The sequence below is a fragment of the Dyadobacter sp. HNCC25DJ183 genome, from assembly GCF_056895175.1.
Window position 1 is genome coordinate 425,262 of the sequence record NZ_JBXHAP010000004.1, and the last position, 16,080, is coordinate 441,341.

Below are 16,080 nucleotides of genomic sequence, written 5' to 3' on the forward strand. Positions count from 1 at the left end.
GCAGCAGAAAAAATTTTACCCGAAAAAACTTAGTGCGTTAAGAATTAAAGAAAAACACATAACATCAAATTAAATGGTGAATCCCATCTCCAACGGGCAGGAAGCAACTGCCGCTATTGTTGAAAAACGCAAACCTACCCGCCCGCGTATCGGCGTTTTCGGCGTTGGCTACTACAAATATTGGAGCCAGTTCGATGGTCTGCTCGACGCGATGATGCAGAAGCAGGCAGTTTTTATCGAAAAGATCCAGACCGGATCTTACGCGGAAGTCATTGATTTTGGTCTGGTGGATAATGTCGAGAAAGCCTATGAACTGGTACCAAAGCTGAATGCGGCAAATCTCGACCTGATCTTTTGCGATATGGTCACCTACGCCACTTCCAACACTTTCGGGGTGGTGATCAAGAGCATCAATGTGCCCATTGTACTCGTGGCATTGCAGCCCGACCAGGCAATGGATTACACCCGCGCTTCCACCTACATGCAGCTCTACAATGACGATATCTGCTCCCTTCCGGAATTTGCCGGAGTGGCCGCGAGAATGGGCAAAAAGGTGCCGGATATGATCATAGGCACGCTGTACGATGATCCTGAGGCTGACGCACAGATTGAAGAGTATTGCCGGATCGCCGCCGTTTTACATGATCTGAAAACTTCACGCATTGGTCACATCGGACACCCCATCGAGGCGATGCTGGATATGCATTCCGATGCAACAATGCTCACCGCCCATTTCGGCGCGCACATTGTACAATGCGAAGCGCATGAGATTGTCTCCCAGTATCAGAAATCCACTCCTGAGGAAATTGATCCGGTTAAAGAACGCATTCTCGACTTCTTTGAAACACCCGATCCAGTTTCTGACCCCATTTCAGAGAAACTGAGGGATTCGGATCTTGAAACAGCTGCGCGGGTAACAGTGGCTTTGGAAAAATTTATTCAGGAGAGAAAGCTCGACGGGCTGGCCTACTATTATGAAGGTGCAGAAAACAGCGAGACGCGCACAGTGATGTCAAACCTGATCGTGGGTAACTCACTGCTGACGGGCGCCGGTTTTCCGATGTGCGGGGAGTCGGACCTTAAAACGTGTTTTGCGATGCTGATCATGGAACGTTTAGGCATAGGCGGTAGCTTCGCCGAGTTCCACCCCGTCGATTTCAAGGAAGGGTTTGTACTTGTAGGTCACGATGGTCCGCATAACGTGGCCATTGCCGACGGTAAGCCGATTTTACGCAGCTTAACCAAATACCATGGCAAACCAGGATTCGGCGCGGGAGTCGAGTTCAAGATCAAGGAAGGGCCCATTACCATGCTGAGTATCAACTCCACTTACGATGGAAAGTTCAAGTTTGTAATTGCCGAGGGGCAGTCTGTTGAAGGACCGATCCCTCCTACCGGCAACACCAACACGCGGGGCTATTTCAAACCCAACGTACGGACATTCCTGCAAAGATGGATGAAAGAAGGACCAACACACCATTTCGCACTGGGTGTCGGGCATCACGCGGGTGCGATCGTGAAAGTGGCCAATTATCTCAACCTGGAAGCCGTCGTTATCGGCGCAGATTAACCAGAATGACCCACTGATTCATTGTTTACAGGATTGCGCATTAACCTCTTGCTAATATCTAAATCCCTTTTCACTATGAAGAAAAAGTGTATTAATCAACGCTTCCGGCAGCTTTCCAGTCTTTTGCTGCTGCTCATCCTGACGTCCGCCTGCACGGTTTTCGCGCAGGTTGCGGGCAAACAGGAAATACGCGGTGTGATCACCACTGCCGAAGACAAGCAACCTCTGATCGGTGCAACGATTGCAGAAAAAGGCGGATCAAACGGGACTACTTCCGATGCAAATGGAAGCTATCAGCTTACCGTCGGCTCAGGTGCAACGGTCGTGGTCAGTTTCATCGGTTACCTTCCACAGGAAGTGGTGGTTGGCAGTCAATCGGTGATCAATGTGGCCCTGAAAGCTGATGAGCAGCAATTACAGGATGTGGTGGTAGTCGGTTACGGTACGCAGCGCAAGAAAGATGTGACTGGCTCCATTGTGAATATATCAGCAAAAGACCTTGTTCCTGTACCTGCTGCCAACAGTTTTGACCAAATGCTGCAAGGGAAAATAGCCGGCGTGCAGATCACGCAAACTTCGGGTGCACCGGGCGGAAATGTCAACGTTTTGATCCGTGGTGTGAACTCCATTACCGGTGGAAACCAGCCGCTTTATGTCGTGGACGGCTTTGCGATCGGCTCGGGCGGAGGTGGTTCCAGCGTTGCCAACTATGCTTCGGATTCTTATTCAGCAAACGGCATTGTCGGGGCGAGTGCGGTAAACAGGGTCAACCCGTTAAGTACGATTAATCCGTCTGATATCGAGTCCATTCAGGTTTTGAAAGATGCTTCTGCGACGGCGATCTACGGTTCGCGCGGTGCCAATGGTGTGGTGATCATTAATACAAAAAGAGGAACGCGGGGACGTTCCAACATCAGTTTTGAGCACTCAACGGGCTTGCAGCAGCTCGCCAAAAAAATGGATCTGATGTCGCCACGGCAATATGCCGAGTTTGTGGCGGAAGGCCGTGATAATGCGTGGGTGTTTACGGGAGGTAATGCGAGTGATCCCAATGAAAAACGCGGGACTGGTCAATATGTAAAACCCGCTTTCCGGAATCTGGACCAGTTTGCAGACAATGGATATGGAACCGACTGGCAGGACCTGATTTTCAGAAACTCGCTGGTACAGAACTACCAGCTTTCGGCCACCGGTAACAAAGGGGATATGCGCTATTTTGTTTCGGGTGGATACCTGGATCAGGATGGGATTATCATCGGTTCTAAGTTCAAGAAATTCAATATGCGGACCAACCTGGATGTAAACCTGACGCCGCGACTGAAACTGGGAACCAGCTTTTCGGGAACATATTCATTTGGTGATTTTGCCCGGGCAGAAGGTCATTTGCAGCACCGCGGTCTCATCTCAGCGGCAGTTGCCTCCGACCCTACCATTCCTGTTTACGACGATAATGGCGGCTACTATTCCGAATTCTCATCAACGACGGGTATTCCGGTGGAGCACGTATTGCTGATCAACGACGAGTTTTCCGACAAACGGAAGAATGCCAATATTTTTACCAATAATTACCTGGAATATGAGATCGCGAACGGTTTGGTTTTCAAAACAACCATCGGTATCAACTATTCCAGCAACCAGACGCGCCTTTGGAAATCCTCTAAAATTGGCGTCGCTACCAGCCGGACAGGTGCGGCGGTGGCCGGTGTTACCAAATTCAACAGCATCAACTGGCTGAACGAAAACACATTGAACTACCGCAAGAAAGTAGGCGAAAAGCATGATTTCGATGCACTTGTAGGTTTCTCAGCCCAAAAAAATACGGACGATGTGCTGCAAGCCGGCGCAACCGATTTCCCTACTGACGATGTGCCTTACCTTGCAGCGGGTATCGTCACAACCGGGACTGATTACATGTCTCAATGGTCGATGCTGTCGTGGTTTGCCCGCTTGAATTACTCCTTTGACGACAAGTACCTGCTTACTGCCACCATGCGCCAGGATGGAAGCTCACGGTTTGGTTCAAAAAACAAATGGGGCGCATTTCCTTCCGTGTCGGCTGCCTACCGCCTGTCGCAGGAAGCATTTCTGCAAAACAGCAGCACAGTCAGCGACCTGAAACTCCGGGCCAGCTATGGGGTGTCGGGTAATAACCTGATCGGCAATTACGCCAGTCTGGGCTTGCTGGGCATATCTCCTATGGTTTCTAATGGCTCCAATATTTCGGGTATCTCGCCATCTACCCTCGCCAATGATGTACTGAGCTGGGAGAAGTCTTTCCAGACCAACGTGGGTGTTGACCTTGCTTTGTTCAAAAACAGGATTGCCCTGACTGTGGACGCGTACCGTACGCATAAAAAAGACCTGCTGTTATCAGTTGCCTTACCCGCAGCTTCGGGCTTTTCTTCGTCGGTGCAAAACGTGGGTGAGCTGGAAAACAAAGGGATTGAATTTTCATTAAACACGGAGAACATCGCCAAAGGCAACTTTCGGTGGACTTCGGATGTGAATCTGAGTATCAACCGGAATAAAGTGTTGAAACTGAACACAGAATCTGCCCGGATTAATACCTCGGCTTACCAGGTCGCGGAAGTCGGCCAGCCGATTGCGAGTTTCAGGTTGCTGAACATACAGGGCATTTTCCAGACGCAGGAAGAAGTAAAAGCAAATCCCATTCAGCACCCACGTGTGCAGCCGGGTGATCACCGTTTTCAGGATGCAGACGGAAGCGGTACCATTACCCAGGCCGACCGGATGATCGTAGGAAATCCCTGGCCAAAGTTTACCTGGGGAATGGGTCACCGTTTTTCATACAAAAACCTGGCGTTAAGTGTGAATATTTACGGATCGCAGGGTAATGAAATGTACTTCCAGGGCGGTGAGGTTTCACTGAATGGCGCAGGTGTACAAAACCAGCTTGCCGTGATGGCCGATCGCTGGAAATCACCGGAGAACCCAGGTGCCGGAAAATATGCACGTGCGATCCGCAACGATTATGCATTCGGTTTCAGCGCGGGAACGACCAAGTATATGTTCGATGGCTCATTTATACGCATCCGGAATGTAAACCTGGCTTACACATTTCCTGGTACTGTCACAGAGAAACTCAGGTTGCAGGGATTATCGCTTTACGCGGATGTTACCAACCTTTTCACTTTCACCGACTACCCGGGCTATGATCCCGAAGGCAGCACAGGCGGCGACAACATCGGCCAAACGGGCGTGGATTTCTTCTCCTACCCCAATCCGAGAGCTTTTACAGTGGGTCTGAGAGTAAGTTTTTGAAACAACCATTAACATAGAATACTATGAAAAGGAATATTCTGGCGCTGGTATTGATGCTGACCAGCCTTTCATCCTGTAACGATTTTCTGGAACTTGTTCCCGAGCATCAGATCAGCAATAATGTTTTTTACAAAACCCAAAACGACTTTGAAAGAGCCTTGATTGGCGCATATAGCAGCTTTCGCGGGCTTTACAGCGGCAGTGCCATTCTGTATGCGGCAGAGCTCCGTACCGATAATGCCGAGATCAACTGGTCCTCACCTACCGTGGATGAAATGCAGTTTGAACAAAACGCGCTGACTTCCACAAACAACATGGTAAGAGGTATCTGGAACACCTGCTTTGTCACGATTTCAAGATGCAACACGATACTTAACCGCATTGAAGCTGTTGATTTTGACGCCGCTGCGAAGAACAAGATCATCGGTGAAACGCGCTTCCTGCGGGCATTCAGCTATTTCTATCTGGTGCAGCTTTTCGGCGACGTCCCCATTACTGAACAGGAATATGGAAATCCGGGTGAAATCCAGTCGGCAGACCTCAGCCGGAAACCAGTCGATCAGGTTTACGAGCTGATATTGAGCGACCTCACCACTGCGGAAGGCCTGATGCCGGCAACTTTAAACAACGACAAAACGCACGCGTCCATCGGTACTGTGAAGGCGCTGATCGGGAAGGTACATTTGACGCGAAAAAACTATGCGGCGGCCGAAGCCAAGCTGAAAGAAGTGATCGATCTTAATCAATATGGTCTGCACGAGAACTATGCTGCCTTGTTTTCGGAGGGAAATAACAATCTGAAAGAATCGCTTTTTGAAATCCAGTACATCCGCGGACGCAGCCTTGGCAACAATTACTCGGCCATTTTCACGCCGGCGATCACCAGTATGGCCATTTTCCCGAATAACCTGCAAGGTTCCGGTCGCATTACGCCCACGGCGAGCTTGTTCAATGCTTACGAGGTTGGTGACAAAAGAAAGGCTACTTCTGTAAATGACTCGGTCCGGCTGATCAATGGCAGCAAGTCCCCCGCCCGTTATGCATTGAAATTCGTGGACTTCAAAGTGGTGGAAACTTCCGATGGCGCGGTCACATTTACGGTCATGCGCTATGCAGATGTGCTGCTGATGTACGCGGAGGCATTGAACGAGCAAAGTAAAACCGTTCAGGCGCTGCCCTTTCTTAATATGATCCGTACGCGGGTGGCGTTACCAAACCTGACCGCGCTCGACCAGGCGCAGTTCCGTACCGCACTGGAAAAAGAGCGCCGGGTTGAATTCATGTTTGAAGGCCTGCGCTGGTTTGACCTCGTGCGAACAGGCCGCGCGAGGGACGTTTTAAATGCTTACTATACGAGCAAAAACCAGAATTTCTCGGTGGCCGGGCACGAGCTGCTCTTCCCGATCCCGTTGGCAGAAATCGAATTGAACAGTAAACTGAAACAAAATGAGGGGTATTAAGCAGGTAATGATCCTTTTCGTATTGTGCATGAGCCTTAACCGAGTTCATGCGCAATATGAACTCGCAACATTGAAAGGCAGGAATTTCAATAACATCACCCTGGAAGTTTCCCTGAAACCTTTCAAGAAAAACGATAAGGCCTACATCCGCGAAGTGGCCAAAGAAATGTTTGTTCAATGGCATTCGCTGCTGCGTCACACGGACACGGTTTCGGTGATGTTATGGACGGGCGACGGCTCCGAAATACTTGACTACAAAGGCGTTCCAAACCAGCCGCTGGAATGGGCGCAGTATATGGGAAACCCCAACACGAAGCATGCGGTGAACTCCGGCCCGAAGGAATTATCGATCCACGAACGGGCATATCTGTACCTTCCCGAGCCTCCCAAGTTCACTTACGATGATTTAAAATTCATTGTGCAGACATTAAAAGAAGAAGGGAAAAAGGTAACCGGCAAGCCGATCCTGATCGGCGAAACTTTCGATCCGGGGCCGGAATTTGCCAAATCAGACTTTAAATACAAGAAACACCCCGAGATCCTGGGCGGCAGCGCGATGGGCCATAATACGATGGTAAGCTGCTATTCGGTGCTGAATGCGGATAGTGAAGCGTATGCCGGATTTCCAAAAGGTATCCCGGCCAACACGCCATTCGGCACATTCCTGGGCAGGCAAAGCAAGCATTTCCTGGCAGATATGGGCTTTAATTTTCTCTGGCTGAGCAATGGTTTTGGTTATGGGGTTGAAGGCTGGTCGTCCACGGGAGCAATCTTTAATGGTAAAGGGTTTGATCAGGCGAAACTGAATGCGACCAAAGATAAGATCGCTGGTTTCTGGAAATATTTCCGCGCGGAATGTCCTGATATTCAGATCCAGACACGTGGTACTAACCTTTCAACAGGCGCGGATCTGGCGCGGGATGGCGTGGATTTGAAATCGATTTATAAAGACAAAAACCTTTTGCCGCCGCCGAATTCTCCGTGGGCTGCATTGGATGGTGATTTTGGTTTGGAAATGGTGGGATATATGTCGAGAATGGCCGAGCTGCCCGACGAGCGCTATCTTTTCCGGTATTACACCCACGATCCGTGGTGGCTTAATAGTCCGTGGCTCGACCGTTACGGCCGCGAGCCGCACGATATTTACCTGCCGATGGCCGTTTCCCGGATCAATAAAAAAGGAGAAGTGAGGCTGCCGACGCACCTGAACTTCCTGAGTATCGACGATTCGTACGGCAACATGCCCACGCAGGTTCCCGACGAAGTTACCCCGCACATTCTCAAAGGCCGATATGATTCCCCCACTGCGCCCGGCCCGCTCGTGTGGGTGTACCCGTTTGACGAATACCACGAATGGGCTTATAAATACAAAGACCGGCTGCCGGAAATCTATTACGGCGACTGGCTGATCCGCCAGGCGATCAACAACGGAATGCCGCTCAATACGGTTGTTTCTACGGGTTCATTTCAGAATGTGATCAAAAATAACCCCGCGTCTTTCAAGGAATCGGTGCTAGTTACCATTGTTCCTGATGCGGATTCTGAGCTCGAAAAGGCGCTGATCTCATTTGTTCAAAACGGCGGGAAGCTGCTGGTTTACGGGCCGGCTGGTCATGCCGGGAAAGCGTTTTTAGATATGCTCAATTTGCAGAATACGGCTGCATTGGAAGGTGAGTTTAACATGAAATCAACTTACCCTGGTGACAAAATGAGTGTCGCATATCCTGCCAAAATCGTCCATAGCGCATTGTTTTCCGGGGGCGGCATTGCTACGAATGTAAAAGACCAGAAAGATGCCGGAACCAGGATACTCGCGCAGATGACGCAGGCTGGTCAGTCGCGTGATGCGGCCTGGGTGCGTCAAAAACCGGATTGGAAGGGCGGGAAAGTGGCTTACGTGCGGGGCACAAATTCGAGCAAGTTTACCGGCGGCAAATTGCTGACTCCGGACGATCCCTCGAAACTGTTCACCGGGCCGCTGTTAATGCGCTACATTTTGCAGGAATTCGGAATGAACTTCGCCATTGAAAAAGAAGATCCAAGTATTAAAAACCCGGTTTTGACGGTTTCCAGAAGCAACAATGCATTCATTTTCTCGGGTTATAATCCAAATAGCACGATTAGAAATACATTCAAATTGCCGCAGGGTGCGCCGTTGCTGCTCGGGCTTGAAACCAAGCTGGACAAAGGACATTCCGCATACACGCTGCCGACTTCCTGGAACCGCGAGTCGCGCATTTTTATCGAGCAAAATGACGGGATTGTTTCTTACAAAGAACTGCATTCCGGGGAGCTTGGTATATCTAAACGGTACAGGGTCAGCGGATTGAAGAATGCTACCGTGCGGATTTATGCGGATGATAAGGTGACCGCAAAGGATTTTCACGCTTATCTCAATGCGAACTATCCGTGGAAAGAAGGTAAGATCACTTTTAAGGAAGGTGATCCGAAATTGGGGAAACATTTTGTGGTTGAAAATATAACCGGCAGTTTGGTGGTATCCTGGTAAGTTACTATTCCTAAACCCTTACTTATGAAGAAGTTACTATTTTCGCTGGTTTCAGCGACGTTGCTTTTGTTGTCTGTACAATCGTTTGCACAGGTTGGTAATGCCACGAATGCGCGAATTAACCACGAATTAATAAAAGGGTTTGCGAATCCGACGGGCACGGCCAGACCCAAAGTTTACTGGTGGTGGCTCAATGGGTACACGGATCAGGTCAGGCTCAAAGAAGAACTGGTGGCGATTAAGAATGCGGGGCTGGGTGGGGTTGATATTTTTGAGATTGGGTTCCGGCCGGATGGGGTTGTACCTGCGGGACCTGCTTTCATGAGCGACTCTTCGTTGAAAACCATTGCTTTTGCGATTAAAGAAGCGACCAGGCTGGGTTTGGAAGTAGGACTGAATTTATCAAGCAGCTGGAATGCGGGAGGAGCGTGGATCAAGCCCGAGCATGGGGCGAAATCGCTTTATTTTTCCAAAACCAAACTGGATAAAACGGCCGGTAATGCATTGAAACTTCCCTTTCCAACTATTTCCAAAAAGGATGAAAAGGGAAAAGAACGCGTCATCGCTTTTGCGGCGGATGGAAAGCCCGTATACCGGCAGGAAATTGCCGTATTAGCCATTCCTGCTCAAAAAAGCGGCAGCTTTCTGGACACGGCCGCGATTGTAAATGTGACACGCTTTTTTGATCCGAAAACCGAAACTTTGAAATGGCAGGCACCCGCGGGCGATTGGGACGTATTTCGCTATGTGTGCGCGAGTTCCGGGGAACAGCTGAAACTGCCCAGCCCGAATTCCAAAGGTTTGATCATCGACCACTTTGACTCGACGGCAACCCGCGTGCATTTCGAGTATTTTATAAATAAACTCAAACCCTTACTCGGAGATTTCAGGAAAACAGGGCTGAAAAATTTCTATCTGGCTAGTTTCGAAGCAACGGGAACAATCTGGACACCTTCGCTGGCAGGCGAGTTCCGGAAGTTGAATGGGTACGACGTCAGCAAATTTTTACCAGCCTTATTTGATAAAAATGCTTTCAACCCTGCCCAGTCGGCGCGGTTTAAAAATGATTTTGACCTCACGATTTCCGAACTGATGATCAACAATCACTACCGGAAAGGCAGGGAAATTGCCAATAGTTATGGTCTGAACCTGATCTCTGAATCCGGCGGACCGGGACCTCCATTGCACAATGTACCGGTGGAATCCATCAAGGCTTTGGGTGCGCTCGATGTTCCCCGCGGCGAATTCTGGATCAACCATTCGCAATATGATGCCACACCCGATAGCATTGATCTGCTCATGCTCGTGAAGGAAATTGCGGCTGCGTCGCACATTTACCAGCGGAAAATCACGGAACTGGAAGCATTTACGAGCTTTCAGAACTGGCAGGAAGGCCCCGGCGACATGAAACCCAATGGCGACCGCGCTTTTGCCGAAGGAATGAACCGGCCTGTGATCCACGGATTTACACATAATCCGCGCGGAATGGGCAGTCCGGGCATTTACTATGCCGCCGGGACGCATTTCAACGACAGAACCACCTGGTGGCCAAAAGTGAAACCATTTAATGATTACCTCTCCCGCGTTTCCTATGTACTGCAAGAGACTGATTTTGTGGCAGATGTGCTTTATTACTACGGCGACAAAGTGCCCAATTTTGTCACGCCCAAAAACACCCGGTTTGCAGTGGAGTCGGGGTATGATTATGAAATTATTAATACCGAAATTCTGCTGCGTGATCTCACGGTGAAGAATGGGCTGCTCACATTACCTTATGGTGCGCAGTTCAAGGTTCTGGCGCTGGATGAAATTTCAGGGAAAAATCCGGAAATCTTCAAGAAAATCGAACAGCTGAAAAAAGACGGCGCAGTAATCACCGAAGCCATGCCCGCCGGGCGCATTGGCGAAATGCTGAAATTCAAGGGTATCGGCCCCGATTTTGACTATCCCGATAAACAGTCCGCGCGGCTCGACTATATGCACCGCGACCAGCCGGTCCTGGATTTTATCCATCATAAAAAGGGAGATCAGGACTTTTATTTTATCCGGAATACGGGCAAAGAAACGGTGACACGCATTTGTTCATTCAGGCAAACGGGTAAGTCGCCGCAGCTTTGGGACCCGATGACAGGCAAAATTGTTCCGGTTAGCATTTTTAATCAGGCCGAAAAGCATATTGAAGTGCCTGTTTCGCTGCCGGCTTTTGGCGCTGTGTTTGTTGTTTTTACCAATGATCAAAGACCTGCGAATTATACCTCCATTGGCTCAGGTTCGGCATTACCCGCTTTTGAATATGTTCAAAACGGCATTTTGCTCCCGGAAAAGGGGAATGTGACATTGACCAAAAATAGCAGGGATATTACCATTGATAATCTCGCCAAATCACAAACCATTACCGGCTCGTGGGACATTGCTTTTACTAAAAACTGGGGCGCTCCCGACAAAACTACATTCCCGGAGCTGATCTCCTGGACCAAGTCGGACAATGAAGGTATCCGCCATTATTCCGGCTCAGCCATTTATTCCAAAACATTCGAAAACAACCTCACGGCTGGCAAAAACACCCGCATTTATCTGGATCTGGGCGATGTTTCCAAAGTATGTGAAGTGTGGCTGAACGGCAAATCGCTGGGCATTGGCTGGACGAAACCGTATCATTTTGATGTAAGCGGCTCATTGAAAACTGGCAGAAACGAACTGCGGATCGAGGTGATCAACACCTGGGCCAACCGCATTATCGGCGACATTACCAGCGAGAAAAAGTACACGAAAACCAACCTGAATGTGCGCGGCTCGCGCGAATTGCTGTGGACGGAAACTCCGCTGGTTCCTTCGGGAATACTTGGACCTGTGGTTATCAAAACGGTTACGATTATTAACTAATCCTGCTATGAGATTCAAAACCCTTATCTGTCATTTCTTTGTCGCATTTTGGTTTGTGGGAATACTTAGTGCTATTCCTTCTTATGGTCAGATAGGTAATGCCACGAATGCGCGAATTGAACACGAATTAAAAAAAGGGTTTGCGAATCCGATAGGTACTGCGCGTCCTAAGGTTTACTGGTGGTGGCTGAATGGGTATACCGATCAGGCAAGGTTGAAAGAAGAATTGGTGGCGGTCAAAAATGCGGGATTGGGCGGCGTCGACCTCTTTGAAATTGGTGTGCCGCCTGCCAGCGATCCCAATCACATTATTCCTGCCGGTCCCGCATTTATGAGCGACTCTTCGTTGAAAATGATACAATTTGCAATCAATGAGGCGGGTAAGCTCGGGCTCGAAGTGGGATTGAACCTGGCCAGCAGCTGGAATGCGGGTGGCAGCTGGGTAGAACCCAGGTTTGCTTCCAAGACTTTATACTATTCAAAAACAACGGCCAGCCGCAAGGAAGCGGGGCAGCTTCGTCTGCCTTTCCCCACCATTACACCCGACCGCACGGGCAAGCCCCGGCTGATCGAATATGGAAAAGACGGAAAGCCGGTTTTCAGACAGGAAGTGGCTGTGATTGCAGTCCCGGCGGGTGCGCAAAACCTGGCGGATACGTCGGGAATTGTGAATGTGACGGCATTTTACAATGCAGAAACGGAAATGCTCAGTTGGAAAGCACCGGCTGGAAACTGGGATATTTACCGCTACATCTGCTCCAATTCGGGCGAACAACTGATCCGTCCCTCGGAAAATTCTGCCGGGCCCATTCTCGATCATTTCGACTCCACGGCGACGGAAATGCACTTGATGTATTTCATTAATAAGCTCAAACCATTGCTTGGAGATTTTTCAAAAACAGCCCTGAAAAACCTGTACCTGGCAAGTTATGAGGCCAAAGAGTTTGCGTGGACGACCTCATTGCCAGCAGCTTTCAAGCATATGAATGGTTATGATATTTATAAATTTCTGCCTGCGATTTATGACCAGAAACTGTTTGCAAAGAAAACGGCGGACGCATTTAATACCGATTTTTTAGAGACGTTTTCGGAGTTGATGATCCACAATCATTACAAAAAAGCCAAAGAGATTTCAAACAGATATGGTTTGAAGATCATATCAGAAGCAGGCGGGCCGGGACATATGCACCATATTCCGGTAGAAACCCTGAAAGCGTTGGGTTCGCTGGATGTGCCTCGCGGGGAATTCTGGTACAAACGTCCTTATTTTGACAAGGAAGGCATTGTTGACATGGTTTGGCTGGTAAAAGAAATTGCTGCGGCGGCAAATATTTACAAGCTGGGCATTGCCGAGGAAGAGGCATTTACGAGTTATCTGGACTGGCAGGAAGGTCCGGCTGACCTGAAAACCCATGCGGACCGCGCATTTTCCGAAGGGATGAACCGACTGGTTATTCACGGATTTCCGCACAATCCGAAGGAGATGGGTCACCCGGGCATCGCTTATTTTGCCGGTACTCATTTCAATGATAGAAATACGTGGTGGCCGAAAATCAAACCATTTAACGATTACCTGAGCCGCATCTCTTACATTTTTCAGAATGCGAAATTTGCGGCGGATGTTCTTTACTATTATGGTGACGACATTCCGAATCTAGTTCCACCTAAAAACGTCGTCTTCAAAGCCGGTAATGGGTTTGATTATGAGGTCATGAATACAGAAATTTTGCTCCGGGACCTGACTGTCGAAAATGGGGAATGGGTGCTGCCTGGCGTGGGTAGATACAAGGTTCTGTCCATTGGTAAGGGCAAGACGGTTGGCGCAGAAGCGCAGGCTAAACTGGATAAGCTGAAAAAACAAGGCGGCGTGATCGTGAATGAAAATGTGCCGGCTGCATTGAATATTCCACCCGATTTTGCTTATAACGATCAGGAAAAAGGGACGCTGGATTACATTCATTACCGGCGGGATAAACAGGATTTTTATCTGATCAGAAATGCGACCGATGCGTGGGTTTCGCGGCAATGCGCGTTTCGTCAGGAAAACAAAGTACCTGAGATCTGGGACCCGGTTACCGGGAAAGTGCATGCGGTGAGCGTGTTTGAACAGCGCGGAAAACAAATGCATATGCCACTTACTTTGCCTCCATTCGGGACTTATTTTGTCGTTTTCACGGAAGGAACCGCCAGGCCACATTTTACCGAAATTACATCCGGCAACGCAAATCCTCCTCTGATAGCTTATGCGGGTAATCAGCTGACTTTCCTGGAAGCCGGAAACCATCAATTGAAAACGGGTAAAAAAGGGATTAACATCACCCATACACCTGAAAAACTGGAAATAAAAGGGGAATGGAATTTATCGTTTCCGGAAAGGTGGGGAGCTCCGGCTCAGGCAGTGTTTCCTGAACGGATCTCCTGGCCGGACGCGGAGCAGAAAGGCATCAAGTATTTTTCAGGAATTGCGACTTATGCTAAGGAATTCACATTCAAGATGCCGGAGAAAGGAAAGCGCATTTATCTGGATCTGGGCCAGGTGAGTGAAGTGGCAGAAGTGTGGCTGAACGACAAACCATTGGGCATCAGCTGGACATTACCACACCGTTTTGATATAACGAACTTTGTCATCAATGGTGAAAATAAATTGCGGGTGGAGGTCGCAAATACCTGGTCGAACAGACTGACCGGCGATGCAGTTACCGGCGAGAAATTCACCAAAACCAACGTTGTAAAAGCGAATAAAAACCTCACACCCTGGGCAGAAGTTCCATTGAAAAAATCGGGTCTGCTCGGCCCAGTTACCATTGTATCCATTCAGACCGTTCAACCATGAAAAAGTTATTTGCACTGTTCCTTTTGAGCTTAGCGATACCCGTTTCAGCATATTCCCAGGCTGCCGAGGCTGGTAAGTACCTGGATAGCATCAAGCGTGAACTGACCATTCAGTGGCCTAAAAACAGGATGATCAACCTGGTGTTTCACGGGCATTCGGTACCGGCGGGATATGGCGACCGGCACGAGGTGAACACGCTGCAATCCTACCCCAACCTGATGCTGAAAAGTCTGAAAGAAAAGTATCCGTATGCGGTGATCAATGTAACTGTGACTGCGATCGGTGGTGAGAATTCGATCAAGGGGCAAACGCGTTTCGAGAGCGACGTGCTGGTTCACAAGCCCGATGTGCTTTTTATCGATTATGCATTAAACGACCGGTTTTCCGATCTTGCAAAAGTGAAGGAAGCCTGGGAAAAGATGATTAAGGCTGCATTGGAAAAGAAGATCAAGGTGATTTTACTTACTCCTTCGCCCGACCAGCGCATTGAAATCAACGATGCGGCCAATCCGCTGGAACCTTACATTGCAATGATCAAATCGCTCGCAAACGAACATCAGGTAGGTTTGGCGGATCCCAATGCGAAGTTTAAAGAAGTGGCCCGGCAAGGAAAGTTGAAGGAAGTAATGGCTTCGGTAAATCACCCGAATGAGGCCGGGCACATGCTCATTGTAAAAGAGCTGCTCCCCTATTTCTGATCAGGATTTTCGTAGTCCGGGTTGGCGCTGATCGCAAATTTGTACTTGTCGCCGCGATAGTAGGAACGCTCAATTTCCACGATTTTTTCTCCCTTGCAAATCACCGCACTGTCCAAGATGAACATCGGCGTGGAATGGTTCAGCTCGAAATTGTTGGTCTCCGAATCCGGGTCCATGATTTCCACGCCAAGGGTTTGTTTCACTTCCTCAATGCGCAGGCGATAAGTATCTTCATACACTTTGAAATAGGAAATCTCCGTCGGCATCCGGTTGATCTTCGGGCATAACCGCAGTGAAATGTATTTGATTTCGTCTTTAATGATCTCATCGTCAGCGTAGCGCAGCTGGTGGATCTTCAAAACGGGCCCGTCGATAATGAAATGCTTCCCGCCAATCTGGGAGGAGATACCGTCTTCCAGTACCGTTTTTTCGAGTACCAGGTTATGCGGTTCAAATCCTTCTGCCAGCAGACTTTCGTGAAAGCCGCGGCGGGTGGCGTAAATGGAGCCTAATGTGCGGATCAGGTGATGGTCTACGGTCCGGTTCAGTACGAAGGTCCCTTTCCCTTTAATGCGTTTCGCCCAGCCTTTGTTTTCAATCTCAAGCAGACTTTTACGAGCGGTTGTATTGCTGACGTTGAAGTTCTTAATCAGCTCGTTTTCAGAAGGGATCTTGTCACCAGGCTGCAATTCCCCAGACTTGATCTTTTCTATTACAGCATCGCTTATGCTTTGAAACTTGGGTCTCATGTTCAGGTTCATTCCACAGAAATGGTGTCAAATAAAAGCTAAAAATAAACAATTAACGGCTACTACGTTTGTAATTGTCCTTTGAACTCCACGCTA

General features: G+C 49.0%; 8 protein-coding genes. 7 read left to right on the forward strand and 1 reads right to left on the reverse strand.

What is annotated here, in order from left to right; all coding sequences use genetic code 11:
* Positions 1-73: 73 nt before the first annotated feature.
* From AC1XTG_RS12230 to AC1XTG_RS12260, 7 genes are all read left to right on the forward strand, one after another.
* Positions 74-1,570 (forward strand): L-fucose/L-arabinose isomerase family protein, encoded by a 1,497-nt coding sequence (locus tag AC1XTG_RS12230; protein ID WP_056281963.1) that lies wholly within the window; start codon positions 74-76, stop codon positions 1,568-1,570.
* A gap of 75 nt (positions 1,571-1,645) precedes the next feature.
* Positions 1,646-4,852: a SusC/RagA family TonB-linked outer membrane protein gene (locus tag AC1XTG_RS12235; RefSeq protein WP_484842198.1), complete on the forward strand. Its 3,207-nt coding sequence runs from the start codon at positions 1,646-1,648 to the stop codon at positions 4,850-4,852.
* Positions 4,853-4,875: 23 nt separating this feature from the next.
* Complete coding sequence (locus AC1XTG_RS12240; protein WP_484842199.1) at positions 4,876-6,312, forward strand: RagB/SusD family nutrient uptake outer membrane protein; 1,437 nt, start codon at positions 4,876-4,878, stop codon at positions 6,310-6,312.
* Positions 6,299-8,821, forward strand: coding sequence for a hypothetical protein (locus AC1XTG_RS12245; RefSeq protein ID WP_484842200.1), 2,523 nt, complete (start codon positions 6,299-6,301; stop codon positions 8,819-8,821). Before AC1XTG_RS12240 ends, AC1XTG_RS12245 begins: the two co-directional genes overlap by 14 nt.
* 24 nt (positions 8,822-8,845) lie before the next feature.
* The gene (locus AC1XTG_RS12250) at positions 8,846-11,704 is read left to right on the forward strand and encodes a glycosyl hydrolase (RefSeq protein ID WP_484842201.1); all 2,859 of its coding nucleotides are present in this window, start codon (positions 8,846-8,848) and stop codon (positions 11,702-11,704) included.
* Positions 11,705-11,711: 7 nt separating this feature from the next.
* Complete coding sequence (locus tag AC1XTG_RS12255; RefSeq protein ID WP_484842202.1) at positions 11,712-14,537, forward strand: glycosyl hydrolase; 2,826 nt, start codon at positions 11,712-11,714, stop codon at positions 14,535-14,537.
* The gene (locus AC1XTG_RS12260; protein WP_484842203.1) at positions 14,534-15,235 is read left to right on the forward strand and encodes an SGNH/GDSL hydrolase family protein; all 702 of its coding nucleotides are present in this window, start codon (positions 14,534-14,536) and stop codon (positions 15,233-15,235) included. Before AC1XTG_RS12255 ends, AC1XTG_RS12260 begins: the two co-directional genes overlap by 4 nt.
* On the opposite strand, the gene AC1XTG_RS12265 is transcribed toward AC1XTG_RS12260, so the two are convergent.
* Positions 15,226-15,984, reverse strand: a complete 759-nt coding sequence (locus AC1XTG_RS12265; RefSeq protein WP_200942740.1) for a GntR family transcriptional regulator — start codon at positions 15,982-15,984, stop codon at positions 15,226-15,228. The genes AC1XTG_RS12260 and AC1XTG_RS12265 overlap by 10 nt on opposite strands.
* Positions 15,985-16,080 lie beyond the last annotated feature (96 nt).

What these genes read in the sequence shown, in the direction of transcription:
- AC1XTG_RS12240 (WP_484842199.1), top strand. Translation starts at nt 4,876, where the DNA reads ATGAAAAGGAATATTCTGGCGCTGGTATTGATGCTGACCAGCCTTTCA.
- AC1XTG_RS12265 (WP_200942740.1), bottom strand. Translation starts at nt 15,984, where the DNA reads ATGAGACCCAAGTTTCAAAGCATAAGCGATGCTGTAATAGAAAAGATC.
- AC1XTG_RS12235 (WP_484842198.1), top strand. Translation starts at nt 1,646, where the DNA reads ATGAAGAAAAAGTGTATTAATCAACGCTTCCGGCAGCTTTCCAGTCTT.
- AC1XTG_RS12245 (WP_484842200.1), top strand. Translation starts at nt 6,299, where the DNA reads ATGAGGGGTATTAAGCAGGTAATGATCCTTTTCGTATTGTGCATGAGC.
- AC1XTG_RS12250 (WP_484842201.1), top strand. Translation starts at nt 8,846, where the DNA reads ATGAAGAAGTTACTATTTTCGCTGGTTTCAGCGACGTTGCTTTTGTTG.
- AC1XTG_RS12255 (WP_484842202.1), top strand. Translation starts at nt 11,712, where the DNA reads ATGAGATTCAAAACCCTTATCTGTCATTTCTTTGTCGCATTTTGGTTT.
- AC1XTG_RS12260 (WP_484842203.1), top strand. Translation starts at nt 14,534, where the DNA reads ATGAAAAAGTTATTTGCACTGTTCCTTTTGAGCTTAGCGATACCCGTT.
- AC1XTG_RS12230 (WP_056281963.1), top strand. Translation starts at nt 74, where the DNA reads ATGGTGAATCCCATCTCCAACGGGCAGGAAGCAACTGCCGCTATTGTT.